The sequence below is a fragment of the Acinetobacter sp. YH16053 genome, from assembly GCF_013417035.1.
In the GTDB taxonomy this organism is placed as follows: Bacteria; Pseudomonadota; Gammaproteobacteria; order Pseudomonadales; family Moraxellaceae; genus Acinetobacter; species Acinetobacter towneri.
In genome coordinates this window covers 23,599-37,955 of the sequence record NZ_VPEP01000011.1, presented here as the reverse complement: position 1 = coordinate 37,955, position 14,357 = coordinate 23,599, and the positions used below count along the sequence as shown (strand labels likewise).

The 14,357-nt window shown below is 40.5% G+C and carries 16 protein-coding genes; 4 read left to right on the top strand and 12 right to left on the bottom strand.

The features are described from left to right. Nucleotides 1-17 precede the first annotated feature (17 nt). The 4 genes from FTV43_RS09675 to FTV43_RS09660 form a co-directional block, all read right to left on the bottom strand. Nucleotides 18-1,217 (bottom strand): acyl-CoA dehydrogenase family protein, encoded by a 1,200-nt coding sequence (locus tag FTV43_RS09675; protein WP_179995377.1) that lies wholly within the window; start codon nt 1,215-1,217, stop codon nt 18-20. A 51-nt stretch (nt 1,218-1,268) separates the two neighbouring features. Further along, on the bottom strand, nt 1,269-2,579 hold the full coding sequence (locus FTV43_RS09670; protein ID WP_179995376.1) for an acyl-CoA dehydrogenase family protein: 1,311 nt from the start codon (nt 2,577-2,579) through the stop codon (nt 1,269-1,271). 269 nt (nt 2,580-2,848) lie between these two features. Then, complete coding sequence (locus FTV43_RS09665; RefSeq protein ID WP_004973390.1) at nt 2,849-4,222, bottom strand: AarF/ABC1/UbiB kinase family protein; 1,374 nt, start codon at nt 4,220-4,222, stop codon at nt 2,849-2,851. A 143-nt stretch (nt 4,223-4,365) separates the two neighbouring features. Then, nucleotides 4,366-4,671 carry a hypothetical protein gene (locus FTV43_RS09660; RefSeq protein WP_154320717.1) on the bottom strand — a complete coding sequence of 102 codons (306 nt, stop codon included), beginning with the start codon at nt 4,669-4,671 and terminating at the stop codon, nt 4,366-4,368. A gap of 230 nt (nt 4,672-4,901) precedes the next feature. Between FTV43_RS09660 and FTV43_RS09655 the strand changes: the two genes are divergently transcribed. From FTV43_RS09655 to aroC, 3 genes are all read left to right on the top strand, one after another. After that, nucleotides 4,902-5,282 carry a DUF1311 domain-containing protein gene (locus FTV43_RS09655; protein WP_004973395.1) on the top strand — a complete coding sequence of 127 codons (381 nt, stop codon included), beginning with the start codon at nt 4,902-4,904 and terminating at the stop codon, nt 5,280-5,282. A 106-nt stretch (nt 5,283-5,388) separates the two neighbouring features. Beyond that, a complete protein-coding gene (gene prmB / locus FTV43_RS09650) occupies nt 5,389-6,399 on the top strand; it encodes a 50S ribosomal protein L3 N(5)-glutamine methyltransferase (protein ID WP_004973398.1) in 1,011 nt (336 codons plus the stop codon). Nucleotides 6,400-6,412: 13 nt separating this feature from the next. After that, nucleotides 6,413-7,507: a chorismate synthase gene (aroC, locus tag FTV43_RS09645; protein ID WP_004973401.1), complete on the top strand. Its 1,095-nt coding sequence runs from the start codon at nt 6,413-6,415 to the stop codon at nt 7,505-7,507. A 252-nt stretch (nt 7,508-7,759) separates the two neighbouring features. Here aroC and FTV43_RS09640 read toward each other — a convergent pair whose 3' ends face one another. The 8 genes from FTV43_RS09640 to FTV43_RS09605 all read right to left on the bottom strand — a co-directional run bounded on the left by FTV43_RS09640 (nt 7,760) and on the right by FTV43_RS09605 (nt 13,755). Further along, nucleotides 7,760-8,059 (bottom strand): cyd operon YbgE family protein, encoded by a 300-nt coding sequence (locus FTV43_RS09640; RefSeq protein ID WP_004973403.1) that lies wholly within the window; start codon nt 8,057-8,059, stop codon nt 7,760-7,762. A 4-nt stretch (nt 8,060-8,063) separates the two neighbouring features. Further along, a complete protein-coding gene (cydX, locus tag FTV43_RS09635) occupies nt 8,064-8,165 on the bottom strand; it encodes a cytochrome bd-I oxidase subunit CydX (protein ID WP_004860610.1) in 102 nt (33 codons plus the stop codon). Nucleotides 8,166-8,189: 24 nt separating this feature from the next. Continuing rightward, nucleotides 8,190-9,335 carry a cytochrome d ubiquinol oxidase subunit II gene (gene cydB / locus FTV43_RS09630; protein ID WP_104852065.1) on the bottom strand — a complete coding sequence of 382 codons (1,146 nt, stop codon included), beginning with the start codon at nt 9,333-9,335 and terminating at the stop codon, nt 8,190-8,192. Nucleotides 9,336-9,337: 2 nt separating this feature from the next. Next, entirely contained in the window at nt 9,338-10,918 is a 1,581-nt protein-coding gene (locus FTV43_RS09625; RefSeq protein WP_096900849.1) for a cytochrome ubiquinol oxidase subunit I, read from the bottom strand. Beyond that, nucleotides 10,918-11,109 (bottom strand): cytochrome oxidase putative small subunit CydP, encoded by a 192-nt coding sequence (cydP, locus tag FTV43_RS09620; protein ID WP_070155611.1) that lies wholly within the window; start codon nt 11,107-11,109, stop codon nt 10,918-10,920. The genes FTV43_RS09625 and cydP overlap by 1 nt, the downstream gene beginning before the upstream one ends. Before the next feature lie 554 nt (nt 11,110-11,663). Then, nucleotides 11,664-12,272: an OB-fold-containig protein gene (locus FTV43_RS09615; protein WP_096900848.1), complete on the bottom strand. Its 609-nt coding sequence runs from the start codon at nt 12,270-12,272 to the stop codon at nt 11,664-11,666. A gap of 152 nt (nt 12,273-12,424) precedes the next feature. After that, on the bottom strand, nt 12,425-12,736 hold the full coding sequence (locus FTV43_RS09610; RefSeq protein WP_171287411.1) for a Rieske (2Fe-2S) protein: 312 nt from the start codon (nt 12,734-12,736) through the stop codon (nt 12,425-12,427). Between the two features lie 14 nt (nt 12,737-12,750). Next, nucleotides 12,751-13,755, bottom strand: a complete 1,005-nt coding sequence (locus tag FTV43_RS09605; RefSeq protein ID WP_004973415.1) for an adenosine kinase — start codon at nt 13,753-13,755, stop codon at nt 12,751-12,753. A 139-nt stretch (nt 13,756-13,894) separates the two neighbouring features. Between FTV43_RS09605 and FTV43_RS09600 the strand changes: the two genes are divergently transcribed. Next, nucleotides 13,895-14,344: a GNAT family N-acetyltransferase gene (locus tag FTV43_RS09600; RefSeq protein ID WP_004973417.1), complete on the top strand. Its 450-nt coding sequence runs from the start codon at nt 13,895-13,897 to the stop codon at nt 14,342-14,344. The last annotated feature ends 13 nt before the right edge of the window (nt 14,345-14,357 follow it).

Genomic DNA, 14,357 nt, shown 5'->3' with positions numbered 1-14,357 from the left:
TGCCTTAAATCATAAAATCACTTGAGCTCACTCGAACTTTTACCTAATTCACGACGGGCAATAATCAATAGCTGAATCTGTTGCGTACCTTCAAAAATATCTAAAATTTTCGAATCACGTGCCCATTTTTCCAATAACTCATCTTCGTTATAACCCACCGATGCAGCTAACTCGACACACCTGAGCGTGATTTCATTACACACGCGACCAGCTTTGGCTTTGGAAATAGAAGCTTCGCGTGAGTTAGGCTGTTTATTGTCTGCCATCCATGCTGCTTTGAGCATCAATAAACGTGCGGCTTCCCATTCTGCTTCCATCCGATAAGTCTGTGCTGCGATATGTGAACACTGTAAATAGGGCGTGGCATAATTTGCATCTAATTGGTCTTTAAAAATTTCCTTAATCCGCTCTAAAGCGGCTTTGGCACAACCAACGGCCATAGCTGCCACCAAAGGGCGAGTGTTATCAAAGGTTTCCATCACACCTGCAAACCCTTTGGCAACATCAATTTCTGCATTGCCTAAAAGGTTGCTCGCAGGAACACGGCAATTTTCAAATCGAATTGTTGCTGTGTCCGAGGCTTTAATCCCTAATTTATGTTCTAAGCGTTCCACGGTCATGCCAGGTGTGCCCTTAGTCACAACAAAGGATTTGATCGCAGCACGTCCCAGTTTTTTGTCTAAGGTTGCCCACACAACAACGGCATCGGCGCGGTCACCAGAGGTCACAAAAATCTTTTCACCATTTAAAATATATTCATTGTCTACTTTGGTGGCAGTGGTACGAATAGCCGCAGAGTCAGAACCACAGTTGGGTTCGGTAATTGCCATGGCTGCCCAAACACCATTAAAGCGTTGTAATTGTTCTTCATTGGCCACCGCAGCAATCGCAGAATTACCTAAACCTTGGCGTGGCATACTGAGTAATAAACCTGTATCGCCATAACACATTTCGACAATACTCAGTGCGGTAGACATATTTACGCCATTTTTGTTACCTGCAGATGTGTCACCACGTTTGTTGACTGCTGCACCTGCATTCATGCCATCGCCTGCTTGGTTCATGCCATCAACCAAGGCTGCAAGCATGTCTAATTCTTTCGGGTAGGCGTGTTCGGCTTTATCATATTTTCTTGAAATGGGACGTAATACATTTAAAGCAACTTCATGTGCCTGATCGACCAACATTTTGAATTTTTTTGGATTTTGTAAATTCATGCGTGTATTCCTTATTTTTCTAGCTGGCTATCGTTTATTGATGGTGTGAGATTAGGCATGCAAGCCTGAATGCATAATTGCAGTTGCACGTAAATCACGATACCAACGCTCTACAGGATGTTCTTTGGTAAAGCCATGACCACCTAAAATTTGCATACCATTGGTGGCAATTTGCATAGATTTTTCTGCACAGAGCAGGCGTGCTAAATACGCTTCACGATGAAAATTCTTACCCGATTCGGCAAGACTCGCTGCATTCAGCAACAGCATGCGCATGGCTTCAATTTCAATGGCCATATCTGCAATCATAAAAGCCACACTTTGACGATGTGAAATTGGTTCGCCAAATGCAGTGCGCTCATTGGCATAGCGAATACAATAACTTTTCACTGCTTCACAGCAACCAACTGCCATGGCGCACCACATGAGATTGCCTAAATCTAAAAATGCGCTGTAATCGAAATCATCTGTGCCTAAACGCTCCGCAGGGGTTTGATTAAACTTTAAAGTCGCCGTTTCGCAGGCTTTTAAGCCCATTGCAGGCGCTGCTTTAAATTGAATAGAAGCATCACGTTGCACAATGAACACATCGGCTTGACCATTTAGCTCTGCACTAACCAAAAATAAATCTGCTGTTTCGGCCAAAATCACCAGCGTTTTTTCACCTGTAATTAGGTACTGTCCATTTTGCAAAGTCGCTTTGGTTTTTAGCTGATACGGATTAAACGCAGCAGTATTTTCCTGAATCGCAAAAGTGGCTTGAAGTGGCGTTGGATGGTTCGCGTCTGTTTCGGAAAACGCAGATAAATACTGATTTTGAACCTGTTCTGAACCCCAGCGAGTTATGGCATTCATTACGCCAAATGTGGAAAGTAATCCTGCGGTTAAGCCAAAGTCGCCACGTGCCAATTGTTCGGCAATTAAAATATGGCTGACAATATTTTGTTCAGTGGCAACACCGCCTAAAGCTTCGGGCAGAGCATAGGTGTTCAAACCTAAATCTGTGCTGTATTGCCATAATACTTGTGGGAATTTCGCATCATGATCTGCCTGATGTGCCAATGGATAGATCACTTCTGTAGCAAATTGCTGCATGGCATCGACCAGCATTTGCTGTTCTTCACTCAATGACAAATCAAATAAATCTTTGGATTGACGTGTCAGTCGTTGTTGCGGTAATTTTTGTGTGCTTTTAAAATTTTTTTGAGTGGTTTCAAAGGTTTTAAAACCTGCTTTGGCTGAGTGATATAGAGATTGTTCAACCCATTTGCGTAATTTGAATTGATCGAGCAGATCACTCGATGCCATTTTAGTGAGTAGCGCTAAGCCGAATCCTTGGGCTTTGTTTATCATTTGACTCATGATAGTGTTGTCCTACACAGAGAATGCTTGTTTTTTATGCTGACATGCAGACTATAAAAAAACTATGTCATTGCTGACATGCAGAATTGTCAAAGATAAACGGTAAAAATTTTCTTATAACTGGACTAATATGTGGATTTTTATAGATTATTAATTTTATAGAAATCTACGCTTTTAAAATAAATTGACCTAAATGACAATTGCATCGAGTGGGCAACAATCATTTAGGTCTATATAACAGCTTTGATCAAAGAAATAAAAGTTGGGACTTAAATAAACTTTTGAATCATTTTGCGGACATTGGTTTTCGCATCAATCACGGTCATAAAGGTGTAGGCACCAATAAATTTACGGCTAATAAACATAAATTCTTTAGGCGGGACACTAAAGTAACGCGAAGCCATCGATTTAGATGCTTGTTGCATGACACGGCTATGCAGCTGACTTTTTTTCCAGTCATAGCGCGATTGTTCATCCATCACGCCAGCAGGTAAATCGCGGTTATTGTCTAAGTGACTAAAGGCTTCGGTTGCCAATAGAAACACTTTTGCCATGTCAGGTTTAATGCTTTCAGGGATGCTGTCAAAAAACTCATAACCCGTCATGGCATTCACCATCATTTGTGGGTCGTGGTAATAACCCGCCTTGATCAAATTACGCGCCACAGTCAGCAAGTGTTGATCAAATTGACGAATAGCACCAAAGTCGAGCAGTACAATTTTATCGTGAATATCTTCACCATTACCTAAGCGAACTAAGTAGTTGCCAAAGTTCGGGTCAGTCTGCATTTCGCCCCATTCAAATACTTCACGCACAGCAATTTCTAAAGAGGCTTCGCCTAATTGGTTACGGCGTTCTTGAGGTAATGAGAGCATGACAGGGCTGTTAATCGGTACGCCACGTTCAAAGGTCATACACAGCACTTGGTCGCTACAGTATTCATCCACAATTTGCGGCACAATGTAGCGCGGATCATCTTTTAAACGGGCAGCAAAACGACGTGTCGTTTCCGCTTCAATTTGATAGTTGACTTCACGATGCATCATTTCACGCACTTCATCAAACCACTGATCAAATTCACGGGTTTGCGGCACCATGCGTGTCAATTTGAGCATATTTCTAAATAGGCTCATGTCTGAGTCAATCGCATCTGCTACGCCTGGATATTGGATTTTTAATACCAACTCCAAACCATCCGACTTGCGGGTCGCGCGGTGAACTTGAGCCAAAGAGGCTGTACCTAATGGCTCATGATCAATGGTGAGATCATCAAGTTTGGCACCTAACTGTGCCTGTAATTGCTGTTTAATTGCAGGCCATGCCAATGCGACAGTCTGGTTATTCAGCGTGTTGAGTGCTTGCGTAATTTCTTCAGGTAAAAAATGTTCGCCGTACAGCGCCATCATTTGCCCAATCTTCACGATAGAGCCTTTGAGTTTGCCAATTTCAGCCACCAAGTAATCGGCTTGTTCTTTCATGGCTTTTTTTCGTTTACGTTCTTTTTCTTCTTCGCTTGAAAACATAGAGGTGGCATTCGAGGCTGCCCATCGTGTTCCTGCAAGTAAAGATGCCTTTGCGATGGATAAGCGTCGATCCATAGAGGAAGTCTTGAGTTGTTTAAGCTTATCGTTCTGATCTGACATTAAAATCAATCCTTAAATCAGCAATACGCAGGAAAATTAGATTGTAACGGATATTAGCGCGTCTTAACGTATTAAAAAAGTTCAACTTGCTGAACGACGAGTTTCCTCGTGAAAAAAGTATGAAAAACGGCTTAAAAGTACTTTTACATCCGATATTGCACTTTGGTTTCGGCTTTTTTCATCAATTGCGCTTTGTTGTCTTGGATAAATTTGAGAATCATCAATTTTACAGAATCGTGTAAAAAACCATGCGCATATCCCTTAACAATAATCACGCTGGGCAAACTAAAAAATAGATATTTGGCATCATCTAATGACGAATTTTCAAAAATGCCGTTTTCAATCAAAATTTGCTGAAAAAATTGTTTTTCAATCAAGACTGCTTCGGAGTGGTTGTCGTTCCAATAGCTTTGGCGCATGGCCATCAAATTATTGTGTTTGTAGCTCATAAGGCTGAAAGTTTCATCTATAAAATGAGTAATTCAATTATTGGGATATTGTCACATTTTTCAATGATTGTTGTGCATTTATCATAGACTGAATCATAAAAAGCAGGGGATTGACTATATGCTTTTTAACCTGAATCTTGTAGCATCAATGCAGCAATTTGGGTTTTGTAAAATTATAAAATATTGAAAATTTACCGCGCTTTAAAAACAGACTGCGCTCAGGGGAAAATATGAAAGTTTGGATATTTACACTATTGGGGATGCTGACTTTGGGTACAGCTCAAGTTTGGGCGAATGGCGTTTCACAAGGCTATACGCAATGTATGAACAATAGTTATGGCAAAATTTCCCAATCGCAAAAATGTATTAAAACTGAGCAAAAAGCACAAACCAAACGACTCAAAAAACACTATAAAGCCTATGTAAAACGCAGCGCAGGCAATGCCAGTAATATTCAACAACAGCATCAACTTTGGGAAAACCGTGTAAAACAACGCTGTTATTTATCGACTCAAAGCGATTTTGCCGCATTACAACGTGCACAATGTGTTTTGCTGCAAACAGCAGAGCGCGCTGATTATTATCAAGGTCAGTTTGTGGGAATCAAATAAGTAAAACCATAGTAAATAAATTACTTGGAAACTGCTTAAACATTATAAAACCGAGCAAAACAAGGTATCATAAGGCGTTTTAAAATTTGACCTTGGAGCGCCTTAAGTGGATCGACCGACAATTAGCCCTGAACATTTGCAGGAAGCTGCTGAAAACCTATCAACCATTCGTGATTTTATTCGCTTTGGGGTTACAGCACTACGTCAATACGATGCACATTTAGGTCAAGGTACAGAAGATTATTTTGCAGAAAGTTCTGCATTGGTGTTACAAACTTTGTCTTTAGACTGGAATGCAGACGCTGAAATTTTAGATGCAAAATTATTGCCGAGCGAAGCAGCTGAATTTTTAAGCTTGCTCGAACGTCGTATCAATGAAAAAGTACCAACTTCTTACTTATTAAACTTGGCGTATTTCTTCGGAAAACCATTTTATGTCGATGAGCGTGTTCTAATTCCACGTTCACCTATTGCCGAGCTAATTGAAAATCGTTTTGCGCCATATTGCCTAGATGAAGAAGGTCAAATGCGCGAAGCAGATAACAATTTACCAGCCAATGCTGCGCCTAAAACCCCACAACGTATTTTGGATATGTGCACGGGTTCAGGTTGTATTGCGATTGCTTTGGCTTATGCTTTTCCAGATGCTGAAGTCGATGCAACTGACATTTCAAAAGATGCTTTGGAAGTTGCACAAATTAACTGTGAACATCACAACAAACAATACCAAGTGGCGTTGCTTGAGTCTGATTTATTCGCCAAAATCCCAGCCGAAAATCAGTATGATTTAATCGTATCTAACCCGCCGTATGTTGATGCGGAAGATATGGCAGATTTACCTGAAGAATTCCATCATGAGCCAGAATTGGCATTGGCAGCAGGGCAAGACGGCTTAGATTTAGTCCGTAAAATGTTGGCGCAGGCGGCAGATTACTTAACTGAAGATGGTCTGATTGTGATTGAAGTAGGTAATTCTGAATGGGCGATGAAACAGAATTTCAACACGGTTGATTTGCACTGGTTAAAATTCCAAAAAGGTGGTTCAGGTATTTTTGCATTGACTGCAGCACAATGCCGTCAATATCGCGATTTATTTATTCAATCTGTTCAAGCATAAGGAGTCGTTGGACGTGGCAGGTAATAGTATAGGGCAACTTTTCCGTGTAACGACTTGTGGTGAATCTCATGGCGTAGGTCTGATGGCGATTGTCGATGGCGTGCCACCGGGGATTGAACTGTCTGCAGAAGATTTACAAAAAGATTTGGATCGCCGTAAACCGGGTACGTCTAAGTTTGCGACACAGCGTAAAGAACCCGATGAAGTTGAAATTATTTCAGGTGTCTTTGAAGGTAAAACCACTGGAACTTCAATTGGTTTACTGATTCGTAATACTGACCAAAAATCGAAAGACTACGGTAATATTGCACAGACTTTCCGCCCTGGGCATGCAGATTATACCTATACGCAAAAGTATGGTTTCCGCGATTATCGTGGTGGTGGACGTTCAAGCGCACGTGAAACAGCAATGCGCGTTGCAGCAGGTGCAATTGCAAAAAAATACCTGTTCGAAAAATTTGGAATTGTGATTCGTGGTCACGTCACTCAAATTGGTACAGAAAAAGCTGAAAAGCTAGATTGGAACGAAGTACCAAACAATCCATTTTTCTGTGGCGATGCCGATGCTGTACCACGTTTTGAAGCATTGGTAACGTCATTGCGTGAACAGGGTACAAGCTGTGGTGCAAAACTGGAAATTGTGGCTGAAAAAGTGCCTGTGGGTTGGGGCGAACCTGTTTTTGATCGTTTAGATGCCGATATTGCCCATGCCATGATGTCTATCAATGCTGTGAAAGGCGTTGAAATTGGAGATGGTTTTGCAGTGGCAGCGCAGTTTGGGCATGAAACCCGTGACGAACTGACCACTGACGGCTTTTTGGCGAACCATGCAGGCGGTATTTTAGGCGGTATTTCTAGTGGTCAAGATATTCGTGTTGCGATTGCTTTAAAACCAACAGCCAGTATTACTACACCTGGTAAAACCATTAATTTAAACCGTGAAGATACGGATGTACTGACCAAAGGACGCCATGATCCTTGCGTAGGTGTGCGTGCAACGCCAATTGCAGAAGCTATGCTTGCGATTGTATTGATGGATCATTTCATGCGTCATCGTGCGCAGAATGCCGATGTGGTTGCACCGTTTGCACCCATTGAGCCGAAATAACAATATGCTTTAAGCAAGGTGCATAATCATTGCCAAGTGCGAAAATATGTTGTGAAAAAAGCCAAACCGTAGTGTTTGGCTTTTTTCTGCCTGAGTTTTGAGCTTAGTTCTTCTTTTAGATTGTAAGTTTCAAAATTTTATACGCTGTTTTATATGGTGAAGATGCAGAGGAATGATCTGCGGCTCCTAAATATTAAGCCAATAAAAAAGAGCGCATATTGCGCTCTTTTCAAGGAATTTATTTACACCTCATTAAAGAAACCAAGTGTAATAACCCCAAATCATCAATGGCCAAGCCACAAATGGGCTAAATAACCATTTCCAAAACCAAAAGCGTGGAATAAAACCAACACCGTGTACAAAGCCACCTGAAATACCAATCATAATAAACATCATGGCACGGTGGCTATATTCACCGTTGGCATCCAGCATTGCTGCTGGATGAAGAAGCAGTACAGCTGCGAGTGGGAATGCCAATAAACATGAAATAACCATCGCAATCTTGTTCGGTTTTTGAACTGTTGTTTCAGCGTTCACTGCAGTGTCTGTCATCTAATTATTCCTCGTCAAGGTCTTGATGAGATTCAATATACAGGGCACTCAAGACACCTGCAAAGCATGCCATCAGAATACCGAGAATCCATGCAAAGTACCACATAATTTATTCTCCTTAGACACAGCCTTAGTAAAGGCTGTGTGAATTCTCTTTAATGTGCTTGTTGGTGATAACGCCCCACATTTTGTAGTAACACCAAGTGGTGTATAGCAAAATAATTGGTACGAAGATACATGCTGCAACAGTCATTACAGTTAATGTGTTTTTACTTGATACCGCATCCCACATGGTCAAGCTTGCAACTGGGTTGAGGCTTGATGGCATTAAGAATGGGAACAATGCAAAACCAGCAGTTAAAATTGCACCGATCACCGCTAAAGATGAACCTGTGAAACTTAAACCCGCTTTATTTTTACCTGCTGCAAGAACAATCAAAATACCGCCCAAGATGCCCATAATTGGTGCAATCATGGTAATAGGGTACGCTGAGTAGTTATTCATCCAGCCTGGGTTTGCATTGGTTAAAACTTCTTTAGCCAATGGGTTTGCTACGCCATTCGTGTCGTATGGAGTTACTAGGGTATAACCTTCGATACCACCGAAGTATAACCATGCGCCTGCACCTAAGAAACACACAAGGAACACAATACCCATGATTTGCGTTGCTTTTGCAGAGCGTGCACGTAAGTCACCATCGGTACGCAGCATTAACCATGCACCACCATGCGCACAAAGCATAGACAAGCTGACTAAACCACAAACTAAAGCAAATGGGTTTAATAATGCAAAGAAGCTGCCTGTATATGTTGAACGTACAGTTTCGTCTAGGGTAAATGGTACGCCAAGGAACATATTACCAAACGCAACACCGAACACTAATGCAGGAACTGCACCACCTACAGCCAAACCCCAGTCCCAAGATGTACGCCATTTGGTGTTTTCAAGTTTTGAGCGGTAGTCAAAACCAACTGGGCGCAGGAATAGGGCAAACAGAACTAAGAGTAGTGCCCAATACATGCCTGAGAATGCTGTTGCATATACCATTGGCCAAGCAGCAAATAACGCGCCACCCGCTGTAATGAACCAAACCTGGTTACCATCCCAGTGCGGTGCAATCGTGTTGATTGCAGCACGGCGTTCTTCGTCATTTTTACCTACAAATGGCATGATCGCCATTGAGCCCATGTCGAAGCCATCGGTGAGGGCAAAGCCAATGAGTAATACACCCACTAACACCCACCAAATGATTTTGAGTAATTCATATTCGATCATGCTTAAGCCTCCTCATTGGCTTTTTTCGCAGCTTCAATTTTCTCGAAGTGGTATTTACCAGTATGAAGCGAGCTTGGGCCTAGACGTGAGAATTTGATCATCAAGTACATTTCAATAATCAGCAAAACGGTATAGAACGCTGCCAATGCAATGATTGAGCCCCATACGTCGCCAGTGCTGAGTGAAGATGCAGACAAGTGTGTTGGAAGTACTTCACCAATTGTCCATGGTTGACGACCAACTTCTGCTACATACCAACCTGTTTGCGCTGCAATCCAAGGTAATGGTAATGAGAATAACGCAAATTTTAATAACCAAGGTTTACTTTCTGCGTTGCGTTTAGCCACTGCAAAAGTTGCAAGTGCGAATAACAACAGCATTAAGAAACCAGAAGCTACCATGGCACGGAATGCCCAGAACAAACTTGGTACGTGTGGAATAGTATCCGCAGCAGCCATTTTAATTTGTTCGTCAGTCGCATCTACTACGTTTGGCGTGTATTTTTTCAACAATAAACCATAACCCAAATCGGTTTGAGTTTGCTCAAATGCAGCTTTAAGTTCAGGAGATTGGTCGCCCGCACGTAATTGCTCAAGTTGTTGATAAGCAACCATACCGTTACGAATACGAACTTCGTGGTTTGCGATCAGGTCTTTAATACCAGTCACTTCTTCGGTGATAGAACGCGTTGCAATAATCCCCATTACATAAGGAATTTTAACTGCGTAATCTGTCGTTTGCGTTTCTTCGTTTGGAATACCAAATAAAGTGAACGCTGCAGGAGCAGGGTGAGTATCCCATTCTGCTTCAATTGCTGCGAGTTTGGTTTTTTGAACATCACCTAATTCATAACCTGATTCATCACCAAGTAGAATTACAGATAAAGTAGAAGCTAAACCGAAAATTGCTGCAATAGCGAATGAACGACGCGCAAATGGCAAGTCTTGCTTTTTCAATAAGTAATAACTTGAAATCGCTAAAACGAAAATAGCACCCGTTACATAACCTGCAGAAACAGTGTGTACGAATTTAACTTGCGCAACAGGGTTAAAAATTAACGCCCCGAAGTCAACCAATTCCATACGCATGGTTTCGTAGTTAAAGGTAGAACCCACTGGGTTCTGCATCCAGCCGTTGGCAACTAAAATCCAGAGAGCGGACATATTAGAACCAAGCGCAACCAGCCACGTTACACATAAGTGCTGCACTTTGGAGAGGCGATCCCATCCAAAGAAGAATAAACCAATGAAGGTCGATTCTAAGAAGAAGGCCATTAAACCTTCAATTGCGAGTGGTGCACCAAAGATATCACCCACGTAGTGTGAGTAATACGCCCAGTTTGTACCAAACTGGAACTCCATGGTTAAACCAGTGGTTACCCCTAAGGCAAAGTTAATACCGAAGAGTTTTCCCCAGAATTTGGTCATGTCTTTATAAATTTCTTTACCAGAAATCACATACGTGGTTTCCATAATGGCAAGAATAAAAGCCAGACCTAAAGTCAGTGGAACAAAAATAAAGTGATACATCGCGGTCATTGCGAATTGGAACCGCGAGAGATCGACCACGCTTTCAGAAATCATCAACGTGTCTCCTTGATTGAGGAAGGACTGCCAGCAATACGCTCAGCAACTTGTGAATCAAAATTTTGAGGAATAGTTGGGGCATCAAACCAAATATTTTTGATGACCATTAACAGCACGACCTTAATTATTAAAATGATCGTGAGTTCACGAACTACTTTTCTATTTAAATCTTTAGGAACTAAGCTCACTTTTATAAGCCTATTTTTTAAACTGTGTTTTATATTATTAAACAAAAACATACAAAAAAAAATAGCTGGCACAGTTAAAATGCAAATATATTGTTAACTTATTATAAATCAATAGTTTGTTTTTGGGTGTTGCAGAGAATAAATGGAGGAAAGTAATATTTTTTAAACTTGACAGAAACACTTGTAATTAATAATTCAAAATCTGACTAAAATACTTATATTTTAAAAAAGCAAATCAGACTAAATTGCTATGAATAAAAATCAATCTAAAAATAGCAATAAATTAGAGATATTATCAGCTAATAATTATTCTCATTCTTTTGTTAAAGTTTAATGACGATTCCGCATATTTTTTTATTTCCCTACAATGTAGTGGTGCTTTGTCTTTGGCTTAGTCTAGGGTAAACAGCATTTTTTTCATAATGATTTTGTGTAAATATTGTTCAGATCACATGAAATGTATCGTTTATAAACAAACAGATTGTGTTGAGTTTGAGTGAAAAATTTTAACTTTCTTAGGTCAGCAAGATTGGTTTTAAATCTTAAAAAATAACTTATTGATTGCTAAATAGGTTATTTGATGCCGAAATTTTTTTGGCAAGATAGTGAGATCTTTTTTTGCGCACAATAATAATTTGAGCTTGAAATTCAAGTTCACCAAATTCAGGTTCAACCTGCACATAATGCAGTTGCCCAAACTCATCACGTACACGTGCTTGTGCAGAAAAACCAGGACGGGCATTACCACTGGAAATTGTGGCTAAACGTCCGAGTAAATCGACTTGGCGCACGCTATATTTGGGCTTAATCACTTGGTCTAAACAGTGAATCATGAAGACTGTAAAAAAGATGGCAATAATAAACGCTGGAATAATAATGTAATAAGCAGGAACGAAATGTTGTTGTTGTGAGTAAATCAAAAACTGTAAAAAATATCCTGCAACACTGAAATTCATCAGTAAAAAAACAAAAATCAGTACTTTAGAAAATTTAACATCTAAAAGTGGCGATTCTGTAATTCGTTGTGAAAATGCACGTTTGAGCAACTGACTTGGGCGAAAATTAAAGTAATAACCAATCGTTTCGACAGTGCTGAGTAGCAATAAAACAACTAGGCTGAGATGAAAGGGCATTAAGTTCAAATCAGATAAAAACTCATGCATGCGCTAAACTCACGTGTTGAAATATTTATAGGTGATGTTATTAGATGCAGATCATTGATCTAACTCTGCTTAGAGAGCATAGATAAATGATCTGGTTTTGTATAGAGCTAAGATTTGGAACTTTTCGCTTCTTTCTGAAAGTTGCAAAAAAGTTAGTCGTTGATCAAGTAAATCCCACCATCTGAATGAACGCTGATCTCAACTTTCTCAAGTGATTGACCTAAACATGGGCCAGAAATACATTCACCTGTTTCAACTAAAAATAAAGCACCATGCGTTGAGCATTCAATATATTCTTGGTCACGGTCTAAGAATTGGTTTTCTAAAAATTCTAATTCCACTTGTAGGTGTGGGCAGACGTTTTGGTAAGCGTAATACATGCCATCACGTTGGGTGATAAAAATTGTGTCACCATTTGGCGTTTCGTAGGCACGTGCTTCACGCTCAGGAATGTCTTCCATCATACAAATTTTATTCATTATGCAGATTCCTTTTGAATGCTATGCAAAAGTTTAGCGTAATCTTCTACCGCAAGACGAGGGCCGAATTGAGAAACCACTTCACTTGAAATCAGAATGGCAAGTTGAGCTGCAGTTTGGAAACCTAAGCCTGCATTGAGTGCATACAGGAATGAACCTGCAAAGGCATCACCCGCACCGTTGGCATCAACAGCAGTGACTTGACGACCTGGTACAGAAAAAGCGTTGTTGCCATCATAAATTAGGGCACCTTGTGCGCTCAATGTAATGACAATGTATTTGCTTTTTTGTTTTAGTTGTTCTAATGCCGCTTCAGCCGTTTCCGTTCCTGTGTACATCATGGCTTCTTGCTGGTTACAGAAGATCAAATCCACACCATCATCTAGTAACTCATCCAAACCTTCACGCGCATATTGCACCATGGCAGGATCAGATAAAGTCAGTGCAATTTTAACCTGATTGGCTTTGGCAATTTCACGCGCTTGTTTTACCGCAGCACGTGCAGTATCACTAGTAGATAAATAACCTTCGATATAAAGCCATTTTGCTGTTTTAAGTGGCTCAAAATCAATTTGTGTAGCAGAAAGTTCTGCGGTAATGCCCAAGTAAGTGTGCATGGTACGTTCAGAGTCATCACTCACAAGTACCATACAAGTCCCTGTAACGCCTTCACTGACCGATTTGGTTGTGGTGTGAATACCTGCTTCATTTAAGCCTTTGAGGTAAATATCACCCAATTCATCGTTACCAACACGGCAGGCATAGAAGGCTTGACCACCTAAAGCACTAAATGCAACGGTGGTATTTGCGGCAGAACCACCCGAAGCTTGGCCTTTATGTCTTTGTGTTTTAATTAAGTTGTTGTATAAATTTGCTTGTGTTTCACCATCGGTTAATTGCATAGTACCTTTTTGCAAGCTATGTTGAATGAGAAAGTCATCCGAGACTTGAAATTCTTGGTCAATTAATGCATTACCAATTGCAAAAAGGTCAACAGTTGCCATGTCTTTAAATCACAGTCAAAATTAAAAACGCTAAGTTTACACCAATGCTCAGGATTGCTGTAGTTTCATGAATAAAATTCAGCTGAATGAATGTTATTGATGAAAAATAGGGGTTTAGCAGAGTTATCAGGAAGGTTAGATGAACATCGAAATTAAAGAAGCACAAGAGTTACCAACGCAAATTCAGACTTTGGCCAAACATGCTGCTCAAGAAGGCTTTGATTTTGTCCATCGTTTAATTGAAGAATGGGAAAGTGGTAAAAACCGCTTTAATCAGCCTGGTGAGTTTTTATTGTTTGTTTACGATGGTGATCAATTGGTTGCATGTGGTGGCTTAAACCAGCAATGGAATGAGCAAGATATTGAAAGTCGTATTGGACGTGTACGTCGTTTTTATGTTTTGCCAAATTATCGTAAACATGGCGTAGGTAAACAGCTCTTGCAACATTTAGAGAAAAAAGCACGTGCTAATTTTTCGGCGTTGTGTTTAAACACTGATACCAAATCGGCAGCGCATTTTTATCAAAAACAGAATTATGTGTATGTCGAAAATCATCCAAACTATAGTTATTTTAAATACCTGATCTAGTTTTGCTCATGCT

What these genes read in the sequence shown, in the direction of transcription:
- cydB (WP_104852065.1), bottom strand. Translation starts at nt 9,335, where the DNA reads ATGATCGAATATGAATTACTCAAAATCATTTGGTGGGTGTTAGTGGGT.
- FTV43_RS09665 (WP_004973390.1), bottom strand. Translation starts at nt 4,222, where the DNA reads ATGTCAGATCAGAACGATAAGCTTAAACAACTCAAGACTTCCTCTATG.
- FTV43_RS09640 (WP_004973403.1), bottom strand. Translation starts at nt 8,059, where the DNA reads ATGACAGACACTGCAGTGAACGCTGAAACAACAGTTCAAAAACCGAAC.
- FTV43_RS09600 (WP_004973417.1), top strand. Translation starts at nt 13,895, where the DNA reads ATGAACATCGAAATTAAAGAAGCACAAGAGTTACCAACGCAAATTCAG.
- FTV43_RS09675 (WP_179995377.1), bottom strand. Translation starts at nt 1,217, where the DNA reads ATGAATTTACAAAATCCAAAAAAATTCAAAATGTTGGTCGATCAGGCA.
- cydX (WP_004860610.1), bottom strand. Translation starts at nt 8,165, where the DNA reads ATGTGGTACTTTGCATGGATTCTCGGTATTCTGATGGCATGCTTTGCA.
- FTV43_RS09670 (WP_179995376.1), bottom strand. Translation starts at nt 2,579, where the DNA reads ATGAGTCAAATGATAAACAAAGCCCAAGGATTCGGCTTAGCGCTACTC.
- FTV43_RS09610 (WP_171287411.1), bottom strand. Translation starts at nt 12,736, where the DNA reads ATGATGGAAGACATTCCTGAGCGTGAAGCACGTGCCTACGAAACGCCA.
- FTV43_RS09625 (WP_096900849.1), bottom strand. Translation starts at nt 10,918, where the DNA reads ATGATTTCTGAAAGCGTGGTCGATCTCTCGCGGTTCCAATTCGCAATG.
- FTV43_RS09655 (WP_004973395.1), top strand. Translation starts at nt 4,902, where the DNA reads ATGAAAGTTTGGATATTTACACTATTGGGGATGCTGACTTTGGGTACA.
- FTV43_RS09615 (WP_096900848.1), bottom strand. Translation starts at nt 12,272, where the DNA reads ATGCATGAGTTTTTATCTGATTTGAACTTAATGCCCTTTCATCTCAGC.
- FTV43_RS09605 (WP_004973415.1), bottom strand. Translation starts at nt 13,755, where the DNA reads ATGGCAACTGTTGACCTTTTTGCAATTGGTAATGCATTAATTGACCAA.
- FTV43_RS09660 (WP_154320717.1), bottom strand. Translation starts at nt 4,671, where the DNA reads ATGAGCTACAAACACAATAATTTGATGGCCATGCGCCAAAGCTATTGG.